Origin of the sequence: Desulfacinum hydrothermale DSM 13146, from assembly GCF_900176285.1 — a bacterium.
Lineage (GTDB): Bacteria > Desulfobacterota > Syntrophobacteria > Syntrophobacterales > DSM-9756 > Desulfacinum > Desulfacinum hydrothermale.
This window is the reverse complement of sequence record NZ_FWXF01000001.1, coordinates 1-24,835: the sequence shown is the minus strand read 5'-3', so window position 1 is coordinate 24,835 and position 24,835 is coordinate 1. Positions and strand designations below refer to the sequence as shown.

Annotated in this window: 22 protein-coding genes; 12 read left to right on the top strand and 10 right to left on the bottom strand. The window is 62.0% G+C overall.

The window, feature by feature from the left end:
• Positions 1–38: 38 nt before the first annotated feature.
• On the bottom strand, positions 39–764 hold the full coding sequence (gene sfsA, locus B9A12_RS00120) for a DNA/RNA nuclease SfsA (RefSeq protein WP_084055520.1): 726 nt from the start codon (positions 762–764) through the stop codon (positions 39–41).
• A 190-nt stretch (positions 765–954) separates the two neighbouring features.
• On the opposite strand from sfsA, the gene B9A12_RS00115 reads away from it, so the two are divergent.
• From B9A12_RS00115 to purB, 3 genes are all read left to right on the top strand, one after another.
• Entirely contained in the window at positions 955–2,316 is a 1,362-nt protein-coding gene (locus B9A12_RS00115; protein ID WP_084055519.1) for a TrkH family potassium uptake protein, read from the top strand.
• Positions 2,317–2,327: 11 nt separating this feature from the next.
• Entirely contained in the window at positions 2,328–2,984 is a 657-nt protein-coding gene (locus B9A12_RS00110) for a potassium channel family protein (RefSeq protein WP_084055518.1), read from the top strand.
• Positions 2,985–3,048: 64 nt separating this feature from the next.
• Positions 3,049–4,344 (top strand): adenylosuccinate lyase, encoded by a 1,296-nt coding sequence (gene purB, locus B9A12_RS00105; protein WP_084055517.1) that lies wholly within the window; start codon positions 3,049–3,051, stop codon positions 4,342–4,344.
• A gap of 517 nt (positions 4,345–4,861) precedes the next feature.
• On the opposite strand, the gene B9A12_RS00100 is transcribed toward purB, so the two are convergent.
• The 5 genes from B9A12_RS00100 to B9A12_RS00080 form a co-directional block, all read right to left on the bottom strand.
• A complete protein-coding gene (locus B9A12_RS00100; protein ID WP_084055516.1) occupies positions 4,862–6,550 on the bottom strand; it encodes an ABC transporter ATP-binding protein in 1,689 nt (562 codons plus the stop codon).
• Positions 6,551–6,571: 21 nt separating this feature from the next.
• A complete protein-coding gene (locus B9A12_RS00095) occupies positions 6,572–7,396 on the bottom strand; it encodes an ABC transporter permease (protein WP_084055515.1) in 825 nt (274 codons plus the stop codon).
• A 19-nt stretch (positions 7,397–7,415) separates the two neighbouring features.
• The gene (locus tag B9A12_RS00090) at positions 7,416–8,372 is read right to left on the bottom strand and encodes an ABC transporter permease (protein ID WP_084055950.1); all 957 of its coding nucleotides are present in this window, start codon (positions 8,370–8,372) and stop codon (positions 7,416–7,418) included.
• Positions 8,373–8,731: 359 nt separating this feature from the next.
• Positions 8,732–10,312, bottom strand: coding sequence for an ABC transporter substrate-binding protein (locus B9A12_RS00085; RefSeq protein ID WP_084055514.1), 1,581 nt, complete (start codon positions 10,310–10,312; stop codon positions 8,732–8,734).
• Positions 10,313–11,183: 871 nt separating this feature from the next.
• Complete coding sequence (locus B9A12_RS00080) at positions 11,184–12,887, bottom strand: hypothetical protein (protein WP_084055513.1); 1,704 nt, start codon at positions 12,885–12,887, stop codon at positions 11,184–11,186.
• An 884-nt stretch (positions 12,888–13,771) separates the two neighbouring features.
• Between B9A12_RS00080 and B9A12_RS00070 the strand changes: the two genes are divergently transcribed.
• Together B9A12_RS00070 and B9A12_RS17835 are read left to right on the top strand one after the other, a co-directional pair.
• Positions 13,772–13,984: a type II toxin-antitoxin system HicB family antitoxin gene (locus B9A12_RS00070; protein ID WP_170920227.1), complete on the top strand. Its 213-nt coding sequence runs from the start codon at positions 13,772–13,774 to the stop codon at positions 13,982–13,984.
• Complete coding sequence (locus tag B9A12_RS17835; RefSeq protein ID WP_084055511.1) at positions 13,977–14,204, top strand: type II toxin-antitoxin system HicA family toxin; 228 nt, start codon at positions 13,977–13,979, stop codon at positions 14,202–14,204. The genes B9A12_RS00070 and B9A12_RS17835 overlap by 8 nt, the downstream gene beginning before the upstream one ends.
• On the opposite strand, the gene B9A12_RS16820 is transcribed toward B9A12_RS17835, so the two are convergent.
• The 4 genes from B9A12_RS16820 to mqnB form a co-directional block, all read right to left on the bottom strand.
• Positions 14,188–14,331 carry a hypothetical protein gene (locus tag B9A12_RS16820; RefSeq protein WP_170920226.1) on the bottom strand — a complete coding sequence of 48 codons (144 nt, stop codon included), beginning with the start codon at positions 14,329–14,331 and terminating at the stop codon, positions 14,188–14,190. The two genes, B9A12_RS17835 and B9A12_RS16820, sit on opposite strands and share 17 nt — an antisense overlap.
• A gap of 352 nt (positions 14,332–14,683) precedes the next feature.
• Positions 14,684–15,805, bottom strand: coding sequence for a hypothetical protein (locus B9A12_RS00055; protein WP_139796408.1), 1,122 nt, complete (start codon positions 15,803–15,805; stop codon positions 14,684–14,686).
• 18 nt (positions 15,806–15,823) lie between these two features.
• Positions 15,824–16,681, bottom strand: coding sequence for a 1,4-dihydroxy-6-naphtoate synthase (locus B9A12_RS00050; RefSeq protein ID WP_084055508.1), 858 nt, complete (start codon positions 16,679–16,681; stop codon positions 15,824–15,826).
• Positions 16,682–16,938: 257 nt separating this feature from the next.
• Positions 16,939–17,745 (bottom strand): futalosine hydrolase, encoded by an 807-nt coding sequence (mqnB, locus tag B9A12_RS00045; protein WP_084055507.1) that lies wholly within the window; start codon positions 17,743–17,745, stop codon positions 16,939–16,941.
• Between the two features lie 159 nt (positions 17,746–17,904).
• Here mqnB and B9A12_RS00040 point away from each other — a divergent pair, with 159 nt between their 5' ends.
• The 7 genes from B9A12_RS00040 (at position 17,905) to B9A12_RS17915 (ending at position 24,469) form a co-directional block, all read left to right on the top strand.
• Positions 17,905–18,768, top strand: coding sequence for a branched-chain amino acid ABC transporter permease (locus B9A12_RS00040; RefSeq protein ID WP_084055506.1), 864 nt, complete (start codon positions 17,905–17,907; stop codon positions 18,766–18,768).
• A 7-nt stretch (positions 18,769–18,775) separates the two neighbouring features.
• On the top strand, positions 18,776–19,666 hold the full coding sequence (locus tag B9A12_RS00035) for a branched-chain amino acid ABC transporter permease (RefSeq protein ID WP_084055505.1): 891 nt from the start codon (positions 18,776–18,778) through the stop codon (positions 19,664–19,666).
• Positions 19,663–20,430, top strand: a complete 768-nt coding sequence (locus B9A12_RS17180; RefSeq protein ID WP_084055504.1) for an ABC transporter ATP-binding protein — start codon at positions 19,663–19,665, stop codon at positions 20,428–20,430. Before B9A12_RS00035 ends, B9A12_RS17180 begins: the two co-directional genes overlap by 4 nt.
• Complete coding sequence (locus tag B9A12_RS00025; RefSeq protein WP_139796407.1) at positions 20,420–21,157, top strand: ABC transporter ATP-binding protein; 738 nt, start codon at positions 20,420–20,422, stop codon at positions 21,155–21,157. The genes B9A12_RS17180 and B9A12_RS00025 overlap by 11 nt, the downstream gene beginning before the upstream one ends.
• A 98-nt stretch (positions 21,158–21,255) precedes the next feature.
• Positions 21,256–22,407 carry an ABC transporter substrate-binding protein gene (locus tag B9A12_RS00020; RefSeq protein WP_084055502.1) on the top strand — a complete coding sequence of 384 codons (1,152 nt, stop codon included), beginning with the start codon at positions 21,256–21,258 and terminating at the stop codon, positions 22,405–22,407.
• A gap of 87 nt (positions 22,408–22,494) precedes the next feature.
• Entirely contained in the window at positions 22,495–24,207 is a 1,713-nt protein-coding gene (gene hutU, locus B9A12_RS00015; protein ID WP_084055501.1) for a urocanate hydratase, read from the top strand.
• Between the two features lie 34 nt (positions 24,208–24,241).
• Positions 24,242–24,469 carry a helix-turn-helix domain-containing protein gene (locus B9A12_RS17915; protein ID WP_425430175.1) on the top strand — a complete coding sequence of 76 codons (228 nt, stop codon included), beginning with the start codon at positions 24,242–24,244 and terminating at the stop codon, positions 24,467–24,469.
• The last annotated feature ends 366 nt before the right edge of the window (positions 24,470–24,835 follow it).

The window sequence follows — 24,835 nt, the reverse complement described above, 5'->3', positions numbered from 1 at the left end:
TGCCAATCCGTTTCGCATTTCGTTCCTGAACGTCGGCATCATGCCATAGGCAACAGCCCCGCCAGGCAGATGCGCTCCGGCGTGACCCGTGCCTGAACCACCACCACCTCCACGCCTTGGCTCAAGGCCCACTGGAAGCGCTCCGCATACACCGGGTCGATGGAGGCCGCCGGGGCGAAGCGCCGGGCATCTTGGCGTTGCACCACGTAGAACATGGCGCCCCGATGCCCTTCGCGAACCTTCTCCACCAGAACGTCCAGGTGTTTCGCCCCCCGCGTGGTGACGGCATCGGGAAAGAGCGCCGTTCCGTCCTCCACCAAGGTGACGTTCTTCGCCTCCACCCAGAGAAGCCCGCGGGTGGTTTCCACCAGCAGGTCCATGCGGCTGTGGCGGCCGGCGGCCACCTCCCGGCGCACATCCACGGCCTCCCGGAACACAGGAAGCGCATGTCTTTGGGCCGCCAAGGCCGCCAGCTGGTTGGGCATGTTGGTATTGATCCCCACCCAGCCACCGTTGATCTGTATCATCTCCCAGGTATAGCTGGTCTTGCGCCTGCTTCCAGCCGGCGCCGGGGTGAGTCGAACGGGCGCTCCCTTCTCCAAACAGCCTTTCATGGAGCCGGAATTGGGGCAGTGAACCGCCGCCACCCGGCCGTCTTCCAGCTGGACGTCGGCCAGGAATCGCTTGTAGCGCCGAATAAAAAAGCCCTTTTCCAAGGGTGGTGAAAACGAAACGCACACATCCCCGAGGGGTTCCAATTCCATCTTTGTCGCCGCTTTCTTCGGATCGATGCCATCATCCGCCGTGTATGGAACGAATTATAGGCCCCCGCCCCCCCCGGGTCAATGCGTGGAAGAACCGGGCTTCCAGACTCCCCTGGGCGGCCGCCTTCATTTGTCAGGGAAAAGACTCACGTGCTATAAGGTGCGGCTGAGGAGGGAATAAAGATCTCCCATGCATTCACGATGGCTTCAGAAGATTCCGCCCCCGCTCCTTCCCGTGGCCGGGTTCCTTGGGATCATCGGTTTGGGGACGCTGGCGCTGGCCCTCTTGCCCATGGTCCACGGACAGCGGCTTCCCCTGATCGACGCGCTCTTCATGGCCACGTCGGCCACGTGTGTCACCGGGCTGAGCCTTTACGACATCGGCACTCAGTTCACCGTGTGGGGCCAAGGCGTGATCCTGGTGCTCATCCAGGTGGGCGGCCTGGGGATCATGCTGCTCTCCACGGCCTTCCTCATGGCGCTGGGACACCGCATCTCCTTTCGTTCTCGCTTTCTGCTCCAAGACACCTACACCCATGGCCCCACCGCCCATCTCACCCATCTCATGCGCAACATCCTCCTTTTCACGTTTGTGTTCGAAACCGCAGGGGCCCTGCTGCTTTTCTTGCGCTTCCATGCCGATTACCCGGGTCTACAAGCCGCGTACGTGGCGGTGTTCCACAGCGTGAGCGCCTTTTGCAACGCCGGCTTTTCCCTCTTTCCCGACTCCCTGGTGGGCTTCCGCGGAGACCCCCTGGTGAACCTCACCATGGCCGCTTTGATCATCGGCGGCGGCATCGGCTTTCTGGTCCTCCACGAGACGGCCTTGGCCCTTCGCAATCGAAAGCGGTGGCGGATGCTTTCCCTGCACACCAAACTGGCCCTTTCCACCACGGCGGCCCTGCTGGCCGGTGGAACACTCCTCTTCCTGCTCAGCGAATGGTCCGAAACCCTGGCCCGGCTTCCCCTGGGAACCAAGCTGCTGGCCTCCTTCTTCCAGTCCGTGACCACCCGGACGGCGGGTTTCAATTCCCTGGACTTCGCCGCCATGGACAATCAAACCCTTCTGGCCACCTTGATGCTCATGTTCATCGGCGCCTCGCCCGGCTCCACGGGGGGAGGCATCAAGACCACCACCCTGGGGGTCCTGGCGGCCGTGAGCCGCGCCCGTCTGGTCGGCAGCCCCACCGTCCATGCCTTCCAGAGGACCATCCCGGAAGAAACCCTCCGGCGTGCCTTTTCCATCTTCGTGCTGGCCGTGGTGGTGATCCTTTTGGGAACCTACCTGCTGCTTTGGTCGGAACTGCGGGATGTGGCCTACGCGGCCAGCCGGGGACGATTTCTGGAGCTCCTTTTTGAAGCCACCTCGGCCTTCGGCACCGTGGGACTCAGCATGGGGGCCACCCCGACCTTGAGCTTCTGGGGCAAATGGATCATTATCTGCCTGATGTTTACGGGGCGCCTGGGGCCGCTGGTGCTCGCCATGGCCATCCAGCCCCGGGGGAAACGAAGCTTCTATGAATTTGCGGAAGAACCGGCCATGATCGGTTGAAAGGGCGTGTTGTGAAGAGGGTGGCCATCATCGGGCTGGGCAATTTCGGCTACTACCTGGGCAAGGAACTGACGGAACGCGGCTTCGACGTGCTCGGCCTGGACGTTCGAAAGGACGTGGTCCAAAAGGCCAAAAACGACATCGCCGTGGCTGTGGTGGCGGACGCCACCGACAAGAACACCCTTCAGGATCTGGGGGTGGACCAGGTGGACCTGGCCGTGGTGACCATCGGCACCAACATGCTGGCCAGCATCCTGGCCACCTTTCTCCTCAAGGAAATCGGGGTGCGCGACGTCCATGCCAAGGCCCTCAGCGAAGAACACGAACGGATCCTTCGACGGGTGGGCGCCGACCAGATTCTCTTTCCCGAAAAGGACTTGGCCCTGAGCTTGGCGAAGCGCATTGCAACACCCAACATGCTGGAATACCTTCCTTTTATCGAAGATTACAGCATATTCGAACTGGAACCGCCAGCGAGCTTCCTGGGCAAGACCCTGCGGGACTTGGACCTGATCAACCGATTCGAAACCCAGGTCCTGGCGGTCCGGGACGGTCACAGTCAAAAAGTGATCTTCATTCCCAAAGCGGATTTCACCATTCGCCAAGGCGACATTCTCATCCTGTTGGGCTCCAACCAGGCGATCCAGCGGCTGGGCAAGTTGGAGTAACCGGATCCCGCCGAGGCGGCATCGGTCGGGTAAGGAACAACCGGAAAGAAAGGAACAAAAACCGATGATCCAACGCTACACGCGCCCGGAAATGGGCCGCATCTGGACCCAGGAAAACAAGTACCGCAAGTGGTTGGACGTGGAACTGGCCGTTTGCGAAGCCCGGGCCGAAAGGGGGGAGATCCCGCCCGAAGCCATGGACCAGATCCGCAGGAAGGCGGCCTTCTCGGTGGAAAGGATCGACGAGATCGAACAGGAAACCCAGCACGACGTCATCGCCTTTCTCACCTGTGTGGCGGAACACGTGGGTCCGGCCAGCCGGTTCATCCACCAAGGCCTCACCTCTTCGGACGTGCTGGACACGGCCAACGCACTCCTTTTCAAGGAGGCCTCCGAACGGCTTCTGGACGACATGGACCGTTTGCTGGAGGTCCTCAAGCGCCGCGCCTTCCAGTTCAAGGACACGGTCATGATGGGCCGTTCCCATGGCATCCATGCCGAACCCGTCACCTTCGGCCTCAAATGGGCCCTGTGGTATGCGGAGATGCAGCGCAACCGCGCCCGTCTGGAAAGGGCCGCGGAAACCATGCGGGTGGGGAAGATCTCCGGGGCAGTGGGGACCTACGCCAACATCGATCCGGACATCGAAAAACGGGTGTGCCGCCGCCTGGGCCTTGAACCGGCGCCCGTCAGCACGCAGGTGATTCAAAGGGATCGTTACGCGGAATTCTTCACGACTCTGGCCATCATCGGGGCGAGCATCGAAAAGATCGCCGTGGAAATCCGGCACCTTCAAAGGACGGAAGTGCGCGAGGCGGAGGAATACTTCGCTCCGGGCCAGAAGGGCTCATCGGCCATGCCCCACAAGCGCAACCCCATCGCATCGGAAAATCTTTCCGGTCTCGCCCGGGTCCTGCGGGGCAACGCGCTGGCGGCCATGGAAAACGTGGCCCTGTGGCACGAAAGGGACATCAGCCATTCCTCCGTGGAAAGAGTCATCGGGCCGGATTCCACCATCCTCCTGGACTACATGCTCAACCGCCTCACGCGGGTCCTGGACAAGCTGGTGGCTTATCCTGAAAACATGCGGCGCAACATGGAAATCACCGGCGGCTTGCTCTATTCCCAACGCGTGCTTCTGGCCCTGGTGAACAAAGGTCTCACGCGCGAAGACGCCTACCGGCTGGTGCAGCGAAACGCCATGTCCGTCTGGAACGAAGGCGGGAACCTGAAAGACCGGCTCAAGGCGGACCCGGAAGTCGCCGCGCACCTGAGCGAGGGCGAACTGGAAAAACTCTTCGACCTGGGCTATTACCTGAAGCATGTGGATACCATCTTCCGGCAGGTCTTTGGGGAGTGAGCCCGTACGTCTTGGGCCATGGAAAGTGCGGCCCAGGAGGCTGTCTGACAAGGATCTTTTGGCCTTTTGGGCCTTTCTGACAAATGCAATTCAACGGTGCCGGGTGATGTTTTTTTGAGCTTTGTCGGTACGGGTTCGAAACCCGCTCCGACGGCGGCCTGACCAGGCCAGCAGCACGGGCCCGGCTGGTAGCCCCAGCCTTCCGTCCGGCACAAGAAGGAAGCAGCCTGGGCGTTCTCGGACAAGCTCCCGGGGCCGCTCCTGGAAGCGCTCCCCCAAGGGCTTGCCAGCAAGCGCTGGGGATGAGGGCTTCGCCCCGGCGCGGCCTTTCGGGCTGGGAAGTGCCCCCGGACGTTGCCGGAGACATGGAGCAATGACTGTCCTTTGCCCAGGTTTTGATGAATCTTTCCCGCGGGGCGGAAGCCCCGCGGTTTGGTAACGAGGGAAGATCCCTTCACCGGTTTGGGGCAGAAACCTTTCTCATGAGAGCCGACTGGGGCGTTCCGGAAGGGGCCGCCTATCGGTTGAAAGAGGCCGCCGCGGGAGCCGGCTGTCGCATGGGCTTTCTGGGTCCCTGATCCGAGGGTTTCCGGGCCCGTCTTCTGGCCCTCCTGGCCAAGAGATTGTCCAGCCAGTCCGGATCCATTTCGGGCACCGAGGACAAAAGAAGCTCCGTGTATTCATGATGGGGCGGGGTGAGGATCTCTTCCTTGATCCCCTGTTCCACCACACGTCCTTGACACATGACCACGATCTCGTCCGCGATGGCCTTCACCGTGGCCAGGTCGTGGGTGATGAACAGATAGGAGATGCCCAGTTTGTCCTGAAGTCTTTGGAGCAGCTTGAGAACCCCTTCGGCCACCAGTTGGTCCAGCGCCGAGGTCACTTCATCGCAGATGATGAGATCCGGCTCGGCGGCCAGGGCCCGGGCGATGCATACCCGCTGCTTTTCTCCTCCGGAGAGCTCCGTGGGATAACGGTCGATGTACTCGGGGGGCAATTCCACCATCTCCAGGAGTTCCACGATGCGATCCGTCTTCTCTTTTCCCTGCATCCCGAAGTAGAACTCCAGCGGACGGCCGAGCACCGTGCGAAGTTTTTGCCGGGGATTCAGGGCCGTATCGGGCATCTGGTAGATCATCTGGAGTCGCCGCAGCACATCCCGGCTCCGGCTCTTCAGATCCGCCGACAGCTCCTGACCGTCGAAGACGATCCGGCCCTTGGTCGGCGGCAAAAGCCCCGTGATGACCCTGGCCAACGTGCTCTTGCCACTCCCCGATTCTCCCACCACGGCCACCGTGGTGCGCGGCTTCACCCTCACTTGAACGTCGTGGAGTACCTCCACGCCCTTGGTGTAGCTGGCCCGCACCCCTTCCACCTCCAACAGGGGCTTTTCCTTGAGGGCGGCGGGGCTGGATGGCTTTTGCTGCTTGCGAACGGACAGAAGCGCCCGGGTGTATTCCTCTTTGGGATGGGCCAGCATCTGCCGGGTTTCCCCCTCCTCCACCAGCTCGCCGTAGCGCAACACCATGATCCGGTCCGCCAGCTGGGCCACCACCGCCAGGTCGTGGGTGATGTAGATGGCGGCCGTTCGGAACTGGCGCGTGATTTCCTTGATGGCCGTGAGCACCTCGATCTGAGTGGTCACGTCCAGCGCCGTGGTGGGCTCGTCGAAGATGATGATGTCCGGCTGACAGGCCATGGCCATGGCCACCATGGCCCGCTGGAGCTGCCCGCCGGAAACCTGGTGCGGGTAGCGGTATCCAATCTGTTCAGGATCCGGCAGCAAAAGACGCTTGTAGGTTTCCACCGTCTTTTCCGCCGCCTCCTGATAGCTCATGAGGCCGTGCTGGACCGGCGCCTCCACGCATTGCTTCAAGAGCGTGTGCGCTGGGTTGAACGCGGCGGCGGCGCTCTGCGCCACGTAAGCGATGCGGACTCCCCGGATGTTGCGGAGCACGTGTCGGGGGGCCGTGGTCAGTTCCATTCCATCGAAGACGATGGAGCCCGACGCGATGCGGCATCCCTGGCGGGTGTAGGCCATGGAGGCCAGTCCCAGGGTGGATTTTCCCGCGCCGGACTCGCCGATGAGGCCCAGCACCTCGCCGCGATTGAGATGCAGATCCACGCCCTTGACGATGGGCGTCCATTCCGTTCCGGAAAGGCCTTCGATTACAACGTTTGTCATTTTCAGCAAATGACCCATAGGTCCTCCGTCGATCAGGTTTTACTCTTTCAGGCCGCTGGCGATGTGCAGAAACCAATCCACGACCAGGTTCACCCCCACGGTGAGCAGCGCGATGGCCCCAGCAGGCCACAGGGGGATGAAGATGCCGAAGGTGATGGCGCCGGCGTTTTCCCGGACCATGCTTCCCCAGTCGGCCGTGGGCGGCTGAATTCCCAGTCCCAGAAAGCTAAGAGACGCCACGAAAAGGAAGACGAAACAGAATCGCAGGCCAAATTCCGCTACCAGCGGCGGCATGGCGTTGGGAAGGATCTCGTGGCGCATCACCCACCAGATCCCCTCGCCCCTCAGCCGTGCGGCCTCCACAAATTCCATCACCTCAATATCCATGGCCACCGCCCGGGAAAGCCGAAAGACCCGGGTGGAATCCAGCAGGGCGATGACCACGATCATGGCCGGGATGGAAGTTCCCACCACGGACAACACCATGAGGGCAAAGATCAAGGTGGGAAAGGCCATGATGATATCCATGATGCGGCTCAACAACATGTCCACCCAACCGCCCAGTGTGGCGGCAAAAAAGCCGCACAACGATCCCAACAGAAAGGAGAGGGCGGTGGTGACAAACGCCAGAGCAATGGTGTTTCGCGCTCCGTAGAGCAACCGGGTCAGCAGATCTCTGCCGATCTGGTCCGTCCCCAGCAGGTGCTCCGGACTTTTGGGGGCCCACACGTCCCCCACCACTTCCGTCTCCCCGTAAGGAGCGATGACCGGGGCAAAAACCGCCGCAAAGATGTTCAAGGCGATGATCGCCAGCCCGACGCGGGCACTCCACGGTGATTGTCGTATCAAGTTCCAGAAAGCCATTCGGTGCCTATCCCTATTTCTACTTCGGACTTCGCAGTCGCGGGTTACTGAGGATCGCCAGGATATCCGCCAGGAGATTGAGGATCACGTAGGTGGTGGCGAAGATGAGCCCCGCCGCCTGTACCACGGGGATGTCCCGCTTGGATACGGAATCCACCAGGAGCTGTCCCAGACCGGGATAGACGAAAACCACTTCCACGATCACCACGCCCACCACCAGATAGGCCAGATTGATGGCCACCACGTTGATGACAGGCGAAAGAGCGTTGGGAAAGGCGTGCAAGACCACCACCCGCAGGCGCTTCAACCCCTTGAGCCGGGCCATCTCGATGAAGGAGGTACCCAGGATGTTAATGATGGAGGCCCGGGTCTGGCGCATCATGTGGGCAGTCACCACCATGGTGAGGGTCGCGCAGGGTAGGATGATCATGTACAACTTATCCCACAAGGACATCCGGTCGTTGATGCTCGCCATGCTGGGGAAAAGCCCCAGCTTGACCGACAAGAAGGCGATGAGGATGTAGGCGATGAAAAATTCCGGAAAGGAGATCATGCTGAGGGTGACGATGGAAATTATCCGGTCGAAAAGGCTGTTGCGGTATAAGGCCGCCAGGATCCCCAGCAAGATGGAAAGAGGAACGGCGATGGCCGCCGCCGTGGCCGCCAGAAAGATCGTATTGGCAAAACGCCACCCGATCAGCCCGGCGATGGGCCGGCCGTTGGCCAGCGAATTGCCGAAGTCGCCCTGCACAAAGTCCGACAGCCAGGCGAAGTAGCGCACGTGGGGAGGCAAGTCCAGCTTGAGCTCCTTGCGAAAAGCCGCCACGGTCTCGGGCGTGGCGCTCTGGCCCAAGACCGCTTGCGCCAGGTCCCCCGGCAGCAGCTCCACGCCCACGAAGATGAGCACGGAGATGACGATCAGGGTCAAGGCTCCAAAAGCAATGCGTTTTAGAAGTAGTTCCTTCAGTGGACTCATGGTTCTCCCATATCCGCCTTCCGCGACGGGGCCACACACCCGCCTGTTCCATGCCCCGCCGCCTCTCGGCCTCCTTCACCTTCCCTCGCAACACAACCGTTTTCCCAGAACGGCCCTTTTTCAAACGGCCCTTCTGGCGCAACAACCCGGGCAGGGCGACCTCCCCACCCGGGCGCCTCGAACCGATTCCTCGCAGTCCTGGGGGAGGCAGTTGCCCCCAACCCTTGCCTCCCTTCCAGCCGTCATCCACGGTCGTTGGGGAAGGCCGCCTTTATCGCAACCCTTCGGTGCGGTCCTTTCACGCCGCGGAACGTCCCGCTGTTACGGGACGTTCCGCGCCCACGCTTTGCCACCGCCCGTTAGGCGAACCACCAGCGCTCGGTCAGCCGGAAGCCGTCCAGCTCCCAGTTGACGGCCAGCTTGCCGTGGCGGATCTTGTCGGTGGCGGCCGAAAGGTCCGCCGGGAACATGGGCACCACCACACCGCCATCGTCGCGCACCAGCTGTTGCATCTCCACATACATCTCGCGCCGCTTCTTTTCGTCCAGCTCGGCCCGAGCCGCCACCAGCAGCTCGTTGAAGCGCTTGTTCTTCCAGTGCGTGTCGTTCCAAGGCGCGTCCGCGGCGTAGGCCGTGGTGAACATCATGTCTTCCGTGGGCCGTCCGCCCCAGAAAACGGCGCACCATGGTTTCTTCATCCACACGTTGCTCCAGTAACCGTCGCTGGGCTCCCGGACCACGTCAATCTGGATCCCCGCCTTGGAGGCGCTTTCCCGGTAGAGGACCCCGGCATCCGCGCTCCCCTGGAACGCCGCATCGGACACGTGCAGTTTGAACACCGCCGAACTCAGGCCCGCCTTCTTCAGGTAGAACTTGGCCTTGTCCGGATCGTATCGGCGCTGGGGCAATTCGGAGGCGTGGTACCGATTGGCCTTGGCGATGGGGTGATCGTTGCCCACTTCGCCGTAGCCGCGCAGGATGGTCTTGACCATCTGCTCCCGGTCGATGGCGTGCTTCAGGGCCATACGCACGTTGTTGTCGTTGTAAGGTGCCACGTCACACAACATGGCAAAGGTGTAATGCTTGAACCCGTGCTGCTCCATGACCTGGATGCCCGGCATGCGCTTGAGCAGATGCACCGTCTTGAGCTCGCACCGGTTGATCACATCCACCTGGCCCGTTTTGAGCGCATTGGTCCGGGCATTGACATCGTTGATGCAAATGACTTCCACCTCATCGAAGTGGGCCCGGTTTTCCTTGAAGAAGTTGGGATTTCGCACCGCAAATCCCCGCACGCCCGGCTCGTAATCCTTCAAGATGTAGCCGCCTGTGCCCACACCATCCAGAAAATCGGTTCCCGCCGGGCCGATGCTCAGGTGGTAATCGCTCAAAACATAGGGAAAGTCCGCATTTCCGCTTTTGAGGATGAAGACGACGGTATCCTTGCCGTCGGCCTTGATTTCCTGGATGGGCTCCAGCAGGGCCTTGGCCGCCGATTTGGTTCCTTCCCCGCGGTGATGGTTGATGGAGTAGATCACATCCTGGGCGTCCATGGTTTTGCCGTTGTGAAATTCCACCCCTTTGCGGAGCTTGAACACCCATTTCTTGGCATCCGGAGAGGCCTCCCAGCTTTCAGCCAGCTCGGGGATGGCCCGATTGTCCGCATCGATTTCCACCAGGTTGTTGCGCAGGGACGTGTTGAAGACCTGCATCATCATATCCGTGATGGTGGCCGGATCCAGAGAGTCCGTTGTGGAACCGCCCGAAATCCCCACACGCAGACGGCCGCCCTTTTTGGGCGTTTCCGCACGGGCCACCCCCTGGAACAACAGGGGAGACACGGCGGTTGTCAAACCCAATGCCGACACCTGCTTGATGAAATCCCGACGGCTCACCTTGCCCTGGGCCAACAGCCTCTCCAGTTTTCTCAGCCTTTCCATGCTACCCTCCCTGTTGTATGTGCTTGTGGTCGCTCATCCGGGTCCCAGCCCCCACAGTCCCCGGCCGGATCCCCTTTCGCGCCGACCTGGGAGGCAATGAGCACCTTCCAAACTTGAACAGCCTGCCGGGCCTTTCGCTGGGCTTTTGTTCCATTGGAGGCGGGATCCCGTACGGAGTTATGGATACCGAATTCAAACTCCCGTACGAGAAATCTTGATTGGGGTATCATTTTCTGGTGAAACAGTCAAGAAAGGAAACATCTCAACAGGCACCACTTGAATCAAAGCCATTGGTGTTCCGCAGGTTTCTGAAGAGCGAAACTTTCCGTCACGGCCGCCGAAAAGGCCCAGCGGCCAACAAGGTCATCAAGCCCTCCCCAACCTCACTTCCGCCTTCCCCGCAGGCCCCACAGACTGCCGCCCATGAGCCGTCCCCAGCCCGGAGTCCAAAGACGCTGAGAGCACGCCCCTTTGTCGCGGCCCAGCGCGCCGGGGCCGCGGGAGAGCTCCCGGTCGTTTCCGGGGCCATCGGGTCTGGCCTGCCACTTCAAGGGATGACCATGGCCCCTGACCGCGGAGCTTTGGCCCCGCGGCTGGGAGTCAGTCCGAGAACGCCTAAATTCCTCCCTGCGCGCCCGTGCGGCCGGCCCAACTTTGCGGGAGCCAGGGGCGGGTTCCGAACCCGCCCCCACAAGGCTCAAAAAAACATCGCATAGCACAGTTGAATTGCATTTGTGCGAAAGGCCCAAAAGGCCAAGAGGCCATTGGCAGACAGCCTCCGACGAAGGGGATGGAAATTTCGCGGCGTCTTGAGCCGGAGAACCGCTCTCGGACGCGCTTCGAGGCGGGCATGGCGGACGGGTACGCCCGCCTAATCGAGATGTTCGCACAACCGGTCCAGGGCTTCCGCCACCTTGCGCGTCACATGGAGGCGGAGCACGGGGCGGCCCGCTTGCAGAAGAGCTTCCCGGTCGCCGTGGGCCTGGGCGGCAATGAGCGCCCCGAAGGTGACGCTGGAGGCGGGCTCACCGGGAGCATCGGGAATGGGAACGTCCCGGGAAATGTCACTGCTTATCTGGATAAAACTTCCCTTGCCGGCATCTCCTTTGTGGAGCTGGCCCGTGGAGTGGAGAAACCGAGGGCCGTAGCCCACGGTGACGGCCTTTCGCGTGCGATTGCGCAACGTCTTTTGAAGGCGCCCCAGGCTTCTATCCGTTTCTTGGTCTGGGGGCACGTAGGCCTGAATGGCCACGTACCCTCCCTGGGATACGTGATCCACAAACCGCCTCAGCGCGTCGGCGGGCGTGGCGGCGGGGCTGTGGCCCAGCACCTGAAGGCCTTCCTGTTCGGCGGTCGCGGGAAGCCGAGGAAGCGTTCCCGATTCCCGATAAGCCCCCAGCATCTTTTTGGCCTGTATTTTGGCCGATTCCACGTTGGGCTGATCGAAGGGATTCACACCCAGAAGGTGAGCGGCCACGGCGGTGGCAAATTCCCACACGAAGAAAAGAGCCCCCACGTCGTGGGGGTCGCCGACGGTGATGCCAACGCACGGAAACCCCGCTTCACGGAGCGCCTCGAGCCCTTGCCAAGAGCCACCCTTTCCGGCTCCCACCCAGACAAAAACCCGGTCATCTCCGTACACATCCGGCGGGCCCAGGGGCTCACCCGCCACGGGCAGGATCCCCCGCCCCTCCTTTCCCGTACTTTCAGCCACCAACTGTTCCACCCAATCGGCCAAGTTGGCGAGCAGTGGATCTACCATCAAGGTCATCTTGTCGCGCCCGGCCCGGGCCGCCGTGCCCAGCACGGAACCCAGGAGCAATCCGGGGTTGGGTTCGGCGCCCCCGGGAGAGGCGACCCCGCAGGCTTGGGCGGCCCGGCGGCCCCGCTCCAGGATTGTTCGAATGTCCGTCCCCATGAGGGCGGCGGGCACCAGACCGAAATAGGACAGGGCCGAATAGCGGCCGCCGATCTCCGGGTCGTTGAGAAAGATCTTCCGAAAGGCCAAGGACCGGGCCCGCTCTTCCAGCCCGCTTCCCGGATCCGTGATGGCACAGAAATGGCCTCCCACCTGGTGGGGCGGGCGGACGTCCAGCATCAGGTTGTAAAAGTATTTGAAGAGCGAGATCGTTTCCACCGTACCGCCCGATTTGGTGGCGACGATGAAAAGGGACCTTTTCAAGTCCAGCCGATCGCGGACCCGGGCGATGGCATCCGGATGCGTGGTATCCAGCACCGTGAGGTCCAAAAACCCAGGCCGCCGGGGAAAGATTCGAGCAAGGACTTCCGGGGCCAGGCTGGAACCGCCCATGCCCAGCAAGACCGCCTGAGTCAGGCCCGCGGAACGCACCTCCTCCACAAAGGAGTCCACTTCGGGAAGGCGCGGTATCATGGCCTCGGCCACGTGGAGCCACCCCAGGCGATTGGTGATTTCTTCGGGTTCCGGTTTCCAGACCGTGTGGTCCTTCCGCCAGATCCGTTCCACGATCCGGTCGCGGGTCATGGCCTCGACGGAGGCCTTGACCTCGCTTGCCAGCGTTCCCAGAAAAAGCTCCAGTGCCGTTTCACCGGTCATCGATTCTTCCCCCGTCTGCCTTTTTCGGCATGCACCTTCCCGGACGCTCCCGGCGTTTTCAAGAATTGGTCCTCCAAGCGGCTCACGTTCCAAGAGGTTTTCAAGATACCCCAGCCCAATGACCCAACATTTGCCGCCGCCTTCGACCTGGCGAAAAGACTCAAAAAGACCAGCCTTCCGATCAAGGACGCACCCACCTTCCTGGTGAACCGTCTGCTCACCAAGATGCTTTGCGACGGCCGGACCATGCTGACGAAGGCACAGTGTTCATCTTTCCGTAAGCCTGGTGCTTGCCTCCCCATCCTTGCTGGACACTCACCTTACTTACACTTATTCCTCTTCCATCCCTTCCAACCCATCTGCCAGGCCCCGCCACATCCGAAACTCAAGCATTTGTTCGACCCATCAGGTATCGGTGCTGGAAGCAGTGGGCTCTTCCCTCGGAGACACGCAGCTTCCCGTACCTCCCATTCTGTCGATTCACCATCCAAGAGAGCCCCCCATGCTCCATGGTGGAAGACATTGCACAATCACCACCAGGATTTCAAGGCCGGTTGTCATCGAGGAGTTGGACGGTGGCTAGTACCGATGGGAAGAACCCTCCATCGTTTACCACGAAGCTTCGGCAGTGGACACAGCCGCGGCAAGCCGTCACAGGGGCAGTTTGCCCGCATGTCCATCCGGCCCCTCCACTCAAAGAAGCCATCCTGGTGAACCATTTGCGCCATTCGTACGCCAACCGGGTCCGAAAAACGAGGTAAGAACGACCTTGACCAACCGTACCACAGCTGCTACACAAAAATCGTGAGAAAACATTTTATTATCAACCTGTTATGACCTCACCCAGACAACATCTTCAAGAGCAATACAGGGAGGTGTTTGAAATGGAAATACGAACTTTTACAGCAGTTCTCCATAAGGAAGGAGATTTATACGTGGCAGAATGTCCTGAAGTTGGAACGGTTAGCCAGGGATACACCATCGAAGAAGCCGTCGCCAATCTGAAAGAAGCGACAGAACTCTATTTGGAAGAGTTTCCCATACCTGACGCTTCCAGGCCATTGATGACCACCTTTGAGGCAGCAGTCTATGCCTAAGTTGCGCAGGGCATCGGGAGAAGAAGTTGTCCGTGCACTGGAACGCCTGGGCTTTGAGAGAGTGCGACAACGCGGCAGCCACATGGTGCTCAAAAAGCACACGCCAGAGGCCGTTGTCGGATGCGTGGTTCCTCTGCATCGTGAGCTGGCTGTAGGCACGTTGAGGGGCATTCTACGGCAAGCCGGGGTCACGCCTGACGAGTTCATGGAGAACCTTTAGCGAACCACTTCCCAACGAGCGATAAAACGGCATTGGTGGCCTGGGCGAAGCCCATGGCCTCGACGGAGGCCTTGACCTCGCATACCAGCGTTCCCAGAAAAAGCTCCAGTGCCGTTTCACCGGTCATCGATTCTTCCCCCGTCTGCCTTTTTCGGCATGCACCTTCCCGGACGCTCCCGGGCTGATACCAGCAGAGCCCCTCAGGGCTTCGGAAAAGCCCCTGGACGTCCCAGGGGCCATGAAGAAACTGCCTGCCACTTCATGGGGTGCCCCCCTTCCCAGGGCGGAAGCCCCGCAGATCCGAAAGATCTGGTCTTTCCCGGCATCCTGAGCCAAAGAGCCTTCCTCACACAAACTCCTGGATCGCCTCTTTTGCCGGAGCGGCCGTCCGCAGCCGGCAGGAAACCGTGGATTTCCATCTCGCGAGGATGCCGAAAAGCGACCCAGAGGTCCCTTCGCCCAGGGAGGAGACCGGCCCCTCAGGAAGCCCCATGCGGCTCCACATGAAGGAAGACGGCCGGAGCCTGGAGCCGATCGTCACCACCCAGTTCCTCCCCCCCCTGACGGTCGAAGCGGCGCCAAACATCGGAAAGCCTCACGTCCAGGGGCCGGGTCAGCACCAGACGGTACCCGCCTGGGCCCGCCACGGGCCCGACCCGTTCCAGGACCGCGCCCACGGCCTCTTCCAGAGCATCCGCCGCCATATCCAGAGCTTTCCGGTTTTCCTCCGTTTCGTCTTGCACGTAGGCATCCAGAGCCCGAGCCAGATGCTCCCCGGCCCCCGTTTCCTGAAACGCCAGACGGAAATCCTGGAAAGGCTCCGGACCCAATAGATCCAGGCGAGGCAGATCCAGGAGAACCCTTTCGTCGCGCCGCCACGCTTCACCTCGCCGCTCCCGTTCCGTCTGGAAGGGATCCAGCACTTCGTCCACCACGTCCCGGTTGAGCGCGGTCAACACCACCCGATCGTCTTGGAGGGCCAGTCGGCTGAAGAGGCGAAACCAGAAGCCGATCCGAAGCCGCAACAGATAAGTGAAGTGCCCCCATTCGGGGCTCAAGGGCGGATTGGCCGTTTCCAGAGCCCGTTGGAGTTCGTCCTCCTCTTCCTCGTCCGCTCCCAGCGTTTCCAAGAGCTGGCCCTCCAGGCGACTCACGTTCTGGAGGCTTCCGACCAGCTCCAGTTCCCGCTGGTCCAATTCCCGCCCCAACTCGAGGAAGACACAGGCTTCCGTAAGGAGCCACTCCGCAGGATCGGCGGGCGGCGCCGCCATGCCCTTGAGCAGGGCCTGAATATGACTGCGGCTTTCGGGGCTTTCGCCCAGCGACCATTCGCGGCTGAGGGCGGCCATGAGTCCGTCTTGGCCGAAGTCCGTTCCCACCCTGCGGTATCCCTGCAGAACCACCCCCACGCGCTCCCAAAACCCCTCGTCCTTTTCCAACCCATGCTGGTTGCACAGAGGTTCGGCCCACGGGGGCAAGGTGGCGGGCTCCACCATGCGCAGGCAATCCAACGCCGCACCCACGGTGGCCCAACAGCGGGCCGCCGGCTCCGATAAGACACTGTGGGGAAAGAGAAAGTATCTCGTCTTTGTCTGAGTCATGATCTTCTCCACACAACCTCATTGCGATCGGGGTTCTTGGGAATCCCAAAAGAGGGGCCGGTCCGGAATCTTCACGTCGGCCGCGCGGGCCGCTTGCTCCAGCAGCCTCCGGATGGCCTGTTCTCCTTCCGGCCCCACATTCCGGCTGAAATCGTTCACGAAGGTTTCAATGTGCCGATGGATCACCTGGGGATCCATCTCCTGGGCATGCCGGCGGATGTAGGGCCACGCTTCGTCTTCATGCCGTCGAGCCCAGTCCAGGCTGCTGACGATGGCCTCGTCCATCCGGCGAGCCGCCTCACGGCCCAGATCGCGACGGATGACGATGCACCCCAGCGGCAAGGGCAAGCCCGTGGTCTCTTCCCACCAGGCCCCCAGGTCCAACGCCAGGTGCAGGCCCAAGCCTTCGTAGGTGAAGCGCCCTTCGTGAATCACCACGCCCGCTTCCACCGCCCCCGACGCCACGGCCGGCATGACCTGTTCGAAGGACATCTCCACCCGCGGCCCCTGGCAGGCGCCCAGGAGCTCCAGCAAGAGGTTGGCCGTGGTCAGGCGCCCGGGAATGGCCACCGTGGCCCGGCGAAGATCTTCCAGGGTGCAGGGTTTCCCGGTCACCAGGAGCGGGCCGCAGCCACGCCCCAGGGCACCTCCGGAACGGAGCAACCAGTAGTGGTCCAGGCAGTGGACCAGGGCGTTGAAGGAGATCTTGGTGACGTCCAGCTCGCCCTGTCGTGCCTTCTGATTGAGCACTTCCACGTCGGCCAGAAAGGGCTCGGAAACCCGTTGTGAACCCGGAACCCGGCCCAAGGCGATGCCGCTGAAGATGAAGGTGTCGTTGGGACAGGGGGAATAGCCGAGAGAAAGGGGTCGGTCCATTGCTACCGTCCGTTTCACCTGAGAAGTGGGTTTGTGTGTTTCAATCCATGATTCGTTCGCGGGTGGCGGTCCCCAAAAGGCCGCTCAACAAGAGACCACCCCGGACACCGCTCGTAAAGGGCAACGGGGCGTCCAGCCCTGAGAAACAGCACCGTGCCGTCGCCCCGACCCGTGCAAGACGATTCCCCGCCGGAGGCAACGCCGCAGCCGCCTCAACTTGGCGCTCGGGCGCCGGTGCCCGGCCTCCATCCCGGTCGTCATGCCTGATCGTCACCGGCCACCGCGATGGAGTTTTCTGGGCTTTCCAAAGGCAAGCCGGCCTGGAACCACTTTTGGATGACTTCATGGCAATGGGCCAGGGCTTCTTCCAGACGCCACCGAGCCTTGTCCCGCGTTCCGGCCCAGTTACTGATCCCCCGGCATTGCAAAACCGGCACCCCGTAGTGGAGGCAGACCTGCACCACCCCGCTCCCTTCCATGTCTTCCGCCCAGGCATCATAGCGGGAAAAACGCTGCAAGGCGATTCTTTCGTCACCGCTTACCATTCCCACGGTGACGAGTGGCCCGTATCGAAGGCGAAACGTGTCCAGGTCCCCTTCGGGCGTGACCGCCCGAACCCAACGGTACCAGGGGCTTTGGTGCAAGGAAAAACGGCCGAAGACGGGGAGGCCTTCCTGGTGGGCCAGGGCAAGTCCGATGGCGCGCATGGACCGGATTCCCTCCGAGGTCCATACCCCCTCATCCCCGGCCTGCACCTCGGAGGCCACCAGCACGTCCCCGATTCGCAGTGGAGCCCCTGGGTACGCCCCGGCACTTCCCACCACGCAAACCATCCGGGGACGACACCGTTCCAGGAGCCATACGGCGGCCCCCGCGGCATTCACCTTGCCGATCCCGGTGACCGCCGCCGCCACCCGGACTCCCTCCAGGGTTCCTTTCCACACCGTTCCGAAAGGTGTGGTTTCCCGGTGGGGGTGGACCAGACGACGGACCAGGGGCAGGATTTCCGATGCCACCGCCCCCAGCACGAGCACGGAACCTGTGCGGTGCTTGTTCGCTTCCATGGATGTTGCCCCCCTTGGTTGGCGCAACCTATCAAGACGGTTCAATAAGTGTCAATTCGTCCACCTTGAACGTTTGCTCACAAACCTTGACGTCTGAAAGCCCCCTTCTGTATGGTGCACGCACTCTTGTGAAAAATAATTAATGAGGACAAACCGCCCATGCATCTGTTTTTGGAGCAGCTGCTAAACGGCGTGGCCATCGGATCCATCTACGCCCTGGTCACCCTGGGTTTGGCCCTGGTTTACGGCATCCTGCGCATTCTCCATGTGGCGCACGCCGCCGTCTACACCGTGGGCGCCTACCTGGGGCTGCTCTTTTTCAAAATGTCCGGAAGCCTGCTGGTGGGCTGCGCAGGTGCCATAGCGGGGTGCGCCGTCCTGGGAGTGGCCATCGAACGGCTGATCTATTTTCCTCTGCTGAAGTACCCACCCTATGTGCCGCTCATCGCCAGCATCGCCATCTTACTGGCCTTGGAGGAAGTGTGCCGCCTGGTGGCCGGCCCCTACATTCTCACCTTCCCGGCTCAACTCCGCTTCCCGGCCCTGCACGTACTGGGCGTGGACGTGCCTTCCTCGGTGACGGGAATCCTGTGCATCACGGCGGCCATCCTGGCCTTTCTGTGGTTTCTCACCACGCGCACGGAGACCGGCCTGGCCATGCGGGCCGTCTCCCAGGACCTGGCCATTGCAGATGCCATGGGCATCAACAGCCATGCGGTGATCAGTTTCACCTTCGCCGTCGGTTCCGCCATCGCCGCTGTGGCCGGCGTCCTGGTGGGTATCTACTACAACCAGGTCTATTCCACCATGGGGTCCGTCCCGGCTTACAAGACCCTGGCCATCATCGTGGTGGGAGGTCTGGGTTCCGTGCCAGGCGCCGTGGCGGCCTCACTGCTCCTCGGCATTGCGGAAACGCTCCTGATCGGCTACGCCCACATTCCGCTTCCCCGGGACGCCCTGGCCTTCCTGGCCATGATCGCGGTGCTCATGTGGCGCTCCGAAGGTCTGTTCGGTTCGCGGTGAGGGTGCCATGAACGCGTACGTCATCACGGTCGCCACCCTGGTGGCCATCCAATCCATCGTCGCCTGCGGCCTCAACGTGGTGGTGGGCTACGCGGGCCAAATTTCCCTGGGCCACGCCGCCTTCTTCGGCATCGGCGCCTATGCCTCGGCACTGCTGACCACCAAGGCGGGGCTCACCTTTTGGACCGCCTTGCCTCTGGTGATCGCCACAACGGGCCTGGTGGGCCTCTTGCTGGGCATTCCCAGCCTGCGGGTGCGCGACGATTTCCTGGCCATCACCACCATCGGTATCAACTTCATCGTGGAAGCCGTCTTCCTCTACATCCCCTTCTTCGGCGGCGCCCTGGGTATCGGCGGCATTCCTCGGGTGACCTTTTTTCATGTGAAGATGAAGGGCCTGCCCTACCTGATCCTGTGCCTGGTCTTCCTGCTTTTGGTCCTGCTCGTCTGCCGGTGGTTCACTCGAAGCTGGGCGGGCCTGGCCTGTTTCGCACTCCGCGAAGATGAAACCGCGGCGGCCAGCATGGGGATCTCTCCCGTGCGGTTCAAGCTGCTGGCCTTTGTTCTGGGAACGGCCATGGCCGGCCTGGGCGGCGCCCTCTATGCCCACTTCATGCGCTTTATCAGCGCCGGCGACTTCAGCTTTCCCGTCTCGGTCATGCTGCTTTCCATGATCGTTTTGGGCGGGATGGGCACGTTGTGGGGGCCGGTGCTGGGGGCGCTGATCCTGGTGAGCCTGCCGGAGCTGTTCCGGCCGCTTTTGGAGATCCGTTTTCTTCTCTACACGCTGCTTCTGCTGGTCATGATCCGCTTTCAGCCCGGCGGTCTGTTGGGTGAAGCGAGCCTGGTCAGACGCATTCTGTCCAGGCTGGTCCCCGGAAAGGAGGCGCCGCGATGAGTGGGGTGCTCTTACGCGTCCGTGATTTGGTCAAGCATTTCGGCGGACTGCGGGCTGTGGACGGGGTGAGCTTCGACCTGCACGAGCGGGAAATCCTCGGCCTGCTGGGGCCCAACGGGGCCGGTAAGACGGTCTGTTTTCATCTCATCTCCGGCGTGTACGCCCCCACGGCGGGGGAGATTCACTTTGCGGGCATCCGATCCGACGGCCTGCCCCCCCACCGAATGGCCTCCCTGGGGCTGGGTAGAACCTTTCAGATCGTGAAGCCTTTTTCCGATCTGAGTGTTCTGGACAACGTGATGGTGGCCAGCGGAGTCCATCGCTACCAGAGCTTGACCCGATCCTTCGGCAGCTGGACGGGAACGGCCGTGAGGGAAAAGGCCATGGAGCTGCTGGAAAGGGTGGGCCTGGGCAAGGAAGCGGATCGCAAGGCGGGGCTTTTGCCGCTGGGCCACTTGCGGCGCCTGGAGATCGCCCGGGCGCTGGCGGTCGGCTACCGGCTCATTCTGCTGGATGAATCCTTTTCCGGCCTGCGCGAAGAAGAGATTGCCCCGCTCATGGATCTGGTGGCCTCCATCCGTCGGGACGGCATTTCCGTCCTGCTCATCGAACACAACATGCGCGTGGCCATGGAGCTTTCGGACCGCATCGTGGTTTTGGATCACGGCCGCAAGATCGCCGAAGGCCTTCCGGCGGAGATCGCCCGCGATCCACGGGTCATCGAAGCCTATCTGGGACGGGGAGGGAGCTCCCGTGTTGCTTGAGGTGAACCGACTGGAAATCTCCTACGGGGATGTGCGGGCCGTGCACGGGGTGGACTTTGTGGTGGAAGAGGGGGAACTGGTGTCCATCATCGGGGCCAACGGAGCCGGCAAGACCTCCATCCTGAACGGCCTCATGGGCCTGGTGCCCGCTCGCAGGGGATCCATCCGCTTCCACGGCCAGGAGATCACAGCGGTTCCCGCCCACAAGCGGGCCCATGGAGGCATTCGCCTGGTTCCCGAGCGGGCCCGGGTCTTCCCCCGGCTGTCCGTGTTTGAAAACCTCCTGACAGGGGCCTACGGCCTGCGGAAAAAGATCGACCTGGACGGGCGCCTCCGATGGCTTTACGAGCTTTTTCCCATCCTGGAAGAACGCCGTGACCAGCCGGCCCAGACCCTTTCCGGCGGCGAACAACAGCAGCTGGCCATCGCTCGGGCCCTCATCTCCGATCCCAGGCTCCTTCTGGTGGACGAAATCTCCATGGGGCTCATGCCCAAACTGGTGGACCAGGTCTTCGACCTGTTGCAATCCCTGAACCGGGACCTGGGCCTCACCATCTTGCTGGTGGAGCAAAACGCCCGGGCGTCTCTGGAAATCTCCCACCGCGCCTATGTGCTGGAAACCGGATCGGTGGTGATGGAAGGTCCGGCCAAGGATCTGCTGAACAACCCCGACATCCGGAAGGCCTATCTGGGACTTGCCCGGGAAGAGGAAGCAAAGCGACAATGAACGGGGCAGCAGGGCCCCGAACGGTCGCTTTGGCAGGGCGGACCGCCCCTGGAGTCCGCATCATAGCTTTCCCACATTCCGCAAAGGAGGTGGCTGTCATGAAGAGATTCGCGCTTTGGACCCTGGCCTTGTCTTTGGTGCTTTTCCCATTGGGCGCCGCTCAGGCGGCCGATACGGTCAAGATCGGCCTGCTGGCCCCGCTCACCGGATTCGCCGCGGCCGACGGCGCCAGCGTTCTCAATTCGGTGAAGCTGGCCGTGGAGAAGGTCAACAAGGAGGGCGGCATCCTGGGAAAACAGGTGGAGCTGGTGGCCTATGACGACCGGGCCGACGGCAAGGAGGCCGTGGGGCTGGCCCAGAAGCTCATCCAACGCGACCGGGTGGTGGGCGTCGTGGGCGGATCCTACAGCACCCCCAGCCGCGCGGTGGCACCCCTCTTTCAGGAAGAAGAGATTCCTTTCATCGCCGCCTATGCCGTCCATCCGGACATCACCAAGGCGGGGGATTACTGTTTTCGAAACGGCTTCCTGGGCATGGTGGAAGGCCGGGCGGCGGCCCATGTGGCCGTGCACCAACTGAAGGCCAAGAAGATCGCCCTGATCACCAGCGACAACGACTTCGGCCGCACCCTGGCCGCCGGTTTCAAGGAATATCTTTCCAAGAAGGCACCGGGCGTGGAGCTGGTCTATGAACAGGCCTATCCCTTCAAGGAAAAGGACTTCAAGCCCTACCTGGCCGCCATCAAGGAAAAGGATCCGGATCTCATCTTTGCCAGCGGCTACTACTTTCAGACCGGTCCCATCGTAAGCCAGGCCCGTGAGATGGGCATCTCGGCCACCCTCTTCGGCGAAGAAGGAGCGGACTCGCCCAAGTTTTTGGAGATCGCGGGCAAGGCCGCCGAGGGATTCCTCATCGTGACCAACCTGAACCGGGACGATCCCCGTCCGGAGGTTCAGGAGTTCCTGAAGCTCTACCGGGAACGTTACCAGATCGAACCGGACATGGTGGGCGCCTCCGCCTATGACGCCTTCATGCTCCTGTGTGACGCCATCCGCCGGGCCGGAAGCACGGACGGCGCCGCCGTTCGAGACGCCCTGGCGGCCACCCAGAACTACAACGGCCTTACGGGCGTGGTCCAGGGCTTCACCCCGGCGGGCGAAGTGGTCAAAGACGTGCAAGTGCAGATCGTCCAGGACGGCGCCTTCCACTACTACGGAGTGGTGAAGGACCCCACCATCATTACGCCCTAACCCGCCGATCGTCATCCGCCATAGGACCGGAGGACGGGTGACGGACGGCTGGGCATGTGAATCTTTCCCAAAAGGAGGACACACTTCATGAGCACCACGGCGAAAGAAAAGCTCCTCAAAGAGCTCCAGATCGGCTGCGGCAAGCCGCGGCCGGTCAAGGCACCCCGCGGCACCCAACTCCATTGCAAGGGCTGGCACCAGGAAGCGGCCCTTCGGATGCTGTGCAACAACCTGGACCCGGAGACGGGCGAAAAGCCGGACGAGCTCATCGTCTATGGCGGGACGGGCAAGGCCGCCCGCAATTGGCCATGTTTCGACGCCCTCGTCCGCTCGCTCCTGGAGCTGGAAAACGATGAGACCCTGCTGGTTCAGTCGGGCAAACCGGTGGGCATCGTCAAGACCTATCCCACTTCCCCGCGGGTTCTCATCGCCAACGCCAATCTGGTTCCCGCCTGGGCCACGTGGGACTACTTCCATGAACTGGAGGCCAAGGGGCTCATCATGTTCGGGCAGATGACCGCCGGGTCGTGGATCTACATCGGCACCCAGGGCATCCTGCAGGGAACCTACGAAACCTTCGCCGCCCTGGCCGAAAAGCACTTCGGGGGATCCCTGGCCGGAAAGATCACCGTGACCGGCGGCCTGGGGGGCATGGGCGGCGCCCAGCCGCTGGCGGTGACCATGAACGAAGGCGTGGTCATCTGTGTGGAGGTGGACCGGCATCGGATCCAACGGCGCCTGGACACACGCTATTTGGACGTCATGGTGGAGGACCTGGACCAGGCCGTGGCCATGGCCCGGGAAGCGGCCGAAGCCAAGAAGCCCCTGTCCGTCGGCCTTCTGGGCAATTGTGCCCAAGTGCTTCCCAAGATGGTGGCCATGAATTTCATTCCGGACGTGGTGACCGATCAGACGAGCGCCCACGACGAACTGAACGGCTACGTGCCGGCGGGCCTCCCCTATGAAGAAGCCCTGGCCCTGCGCACCTCGGATCCCAAGCGCTACATCCAGATGTCCATGGAATCCATGGCCACGCACTGCCGGGCGATCCTGGACATGCAGGCCCGGGGCGCCGTGGCCTTCGACTACGGCAACAACCTGCGGGGCCAGGCCCTGAAACAGGGTGTAAAGAACGCCTTCGACTTTCCCGGGTTCGTCCCCGCCTACATCCGCCCCCTCTTCTGCGAAGGCGAAGGTCCCTTCCGCTGGGCGGCCCTGTCCGGAGATCCCCAGGACATCATTGTGACCGATCACGCCCTCATGGAGGCCTTTCCCCACAAGACCCGCATGGTGCGCTGGCTTCAGATGGCCGAGGAACGGGTGGCTCACATGGGCCTTCCCGCCCGCATCTGCTGGCTCGGCTACGGAGAGCGGGACAAGGCGGGAAAGATCTTCAACGACCTGGTGCGGAAGGGCGCCGTGAAGGCCCCCATCGTCATCGGCCGCGATCATCTGGACTGCGGTTCGGTGGCTTCACCCAACCGGGAAACGGAAGCCATGAAGGACGGCTCTGATGCCATCGCCGACTGGCCCCTTTTGAACGCCATGGTGAACACCACCTCCGGCGCCAGCTGGGTGAGCTTCCATCACGGAGGCGGCGTGGGGATCGGCTACGCCCTCCATGCCGGCCAGGTGACGGTGGCCGACGGCACGGACGATGGCGAGGTGCGGGTGACCACGGTGCTGCGAAACGACCCGGCCACGGGGGTCATCCGCCATGCGGACGCCAGTTACGAAAAGGCGATCCAGGTGGCCCAGGAGCGCGGCGTGAAACTGCCCATGATCAACATGTTCCCATAGCTCGCCCAAGCGGGCCTCCCATTCCGGAGATGGGCTGGACATTCCCCACATTGCGGAAGCCGTCTGTGCCAACTTTGGCGCGAGAATGGAAGAGCTCCGTTTTAGAGCGAGCCACAAGAAGATCTCGGAAGCTCGCCAAGTAGCTATGTATGTATGTGGTTACCTGTGCCGGGAGTACACGTCCCAATCCGTCCACCCCATTCCCAAGGCTTCTGGGGCGAAGCCACACCCCGGGCATTTACGCACTGACCCTCTGTGCTAATGAAGGTGAGTCACCTACCCCTTGTTTAATTTGTGTAGGGCGGGTAGGAGAAAGGATCGGATGACATCAGTTCAGAATCGGCAAACACGGGTAGGCATGGGGGTAACGGAAGGGGCCCGTAGGGCGTTGGACAGCTTCCAGGCGCGCATAGTGCGTCGAACGTGGAATCCCCCACATCCGACACACCCGGGCCTTACCATAAAGACGCCGCACAGAGATCGAGCAGGCCCGGCTCATCGCCTCGACCTCTGCCGTGCAAAAGGGAGCTTACCCTCCTGCCGGGCTACTCGCATCTCAAGCAGCTCCTTGTCCATCATCAAGTCGCCCACGAGGCGTTTGGCACGCTTAAGTTCTCGTTCCAGTACG

Excerpts from the sequence above, each read along its gene's own strand:
- purB (WP_084055517.1), top strand. The coding sequence starts at position 3,049 with ATGATCCAACGCTACACGCGCCCGGAAATGGGCCGCATCTGGACCCAG.
- B9A12_RS16820 (WP_170920226.1), bottom strand. The coding sequence starts at position 14,331 with ATGACCGGTGAAACGGCACTGGAGCTTTTTCTGGGAACGCTGGTATGC.
- B9A12_RS00040 (WP_084055506.1), top strand. The coding sequence starts at position 17,905 with ATGCATCTGTTTTTGGAGCAGCTGCTAAACGGCGTGGCCATCGGATCC.
- B9A12_RS00050 (WP_084055508.1), bottom strand. The coding sequence starts at position 16,681 with ATGGACCGACCCCTTTCTCTCGGCTATTCCCCCTGTCCCAACGACACC.
- B9A12_RS17835 (WP_084055511.1), top strand. The coding sequence starts at position 13,977 with ATGCCTAAGTTGCGCAGGGCATCGGGAGAAGAAGTTGTCCGTGCACTG.
- B9A12_RS00100 (WP_084055516.1), bottom strand. The coding sequence starts at position 6,550 with ATGGGTCATTTGCTGAAAATGACAAACGTTGTAATCGAAGGCCTTTCC.
- B9A12_RS00115 (WP_084055519.1), top strand. The coding sequence starts at position 955 with ATGCATTCACGATGGCTTCAGAAGATTCCGCCCCCGCTCCTTCCCGTG.
- B9A12_RS17180 (WP_084055504.1), top strand. The coding sequence starts at position 19,663 with ATGAGTGGGGTGCTCTTACGCGTCCGTGATTTGGTCAAGCATTTCGGC.
- B9A12_RS00035 (WP_084055505.1), top strand. The coding sequence starts at position 18,776 with ATGAACGCGTACGTCATCACGGTCGCCACCCTGGTGGCCATCCAATCC.
- B9A12_RS00085 (WP_084055514.1), bottom strand. The coding sequence starts at position 10,312 with ATGGAAAGGCTGAGAAAACTGGAGAGGCTGTTGGCCCAGGGCAAGGTG.
- sfsA (WP_084055520.1), bottom strand. The coding sequence starts at position 764 with ATGGAATTGGAACCCCTCGGGGATGTGTGCGTTTCGTTTTCACCACCC.
- B9A12_RS00080 (WP_084055513.1), bottom strand. The coding sequence starts at position 12,887 with ATGACCGGTGAAACGGCACTGGAGCTTTTTCTGGGAACGCTGGCAAGC.
- B9A12_RS00090 (WP_084055950.1), bottom strand. The coding sequence starts at position 8,372 with ATGAGTCCACTGAAGGAACTACTTCTAAAACGCATTGCTTTTGGAGCC.
- B9A12_RS00095 (WP_084055515.1), bottom strand. The coding sequence starts at position 7,396 with ATGGCTTTCTGGAACTTGATACGACAATCACCGTGGAGTGCCCGCGTC.
- hutU (WP_084055501.1), top strand. The coding sequence starts at position 22,495 with ATGAGCACCACGGCGAAAGAAAAGCTCCTCAAAGAGCTCCAGATCGGC.
- mqnB (WP_084055507.1), bottom strand. The coding sequence starts at position 17,745 with ATGGAAGCGAACAAGCACCGCACAGGTTCCGTGCTCGTGCTGGGGGCG.
- B9A12_RS00055 (WP_139796408.1), bottom strand. The coding sequence starts at position 15,805 with ATGACTCAGACAAAGACGAGATACTTTCTCTTTCCCCACAGTGTCTTA.
- B9A12_RS00070 (WP_170920227.1), top strand. The coding sequence starts at position 13,772 with ATGGAAATACGAACTTTTACAGCAGTTCTCCATAAGGAAGGAGATTTA.
- B9A12_RS00020 (WP_084055502.1), top strand. The coding sequence starts at position 21,256 with ATGAAGAGATTCGCGCTTTGGACCCTGGCCTTGTCTTTGGTGCTTTTC.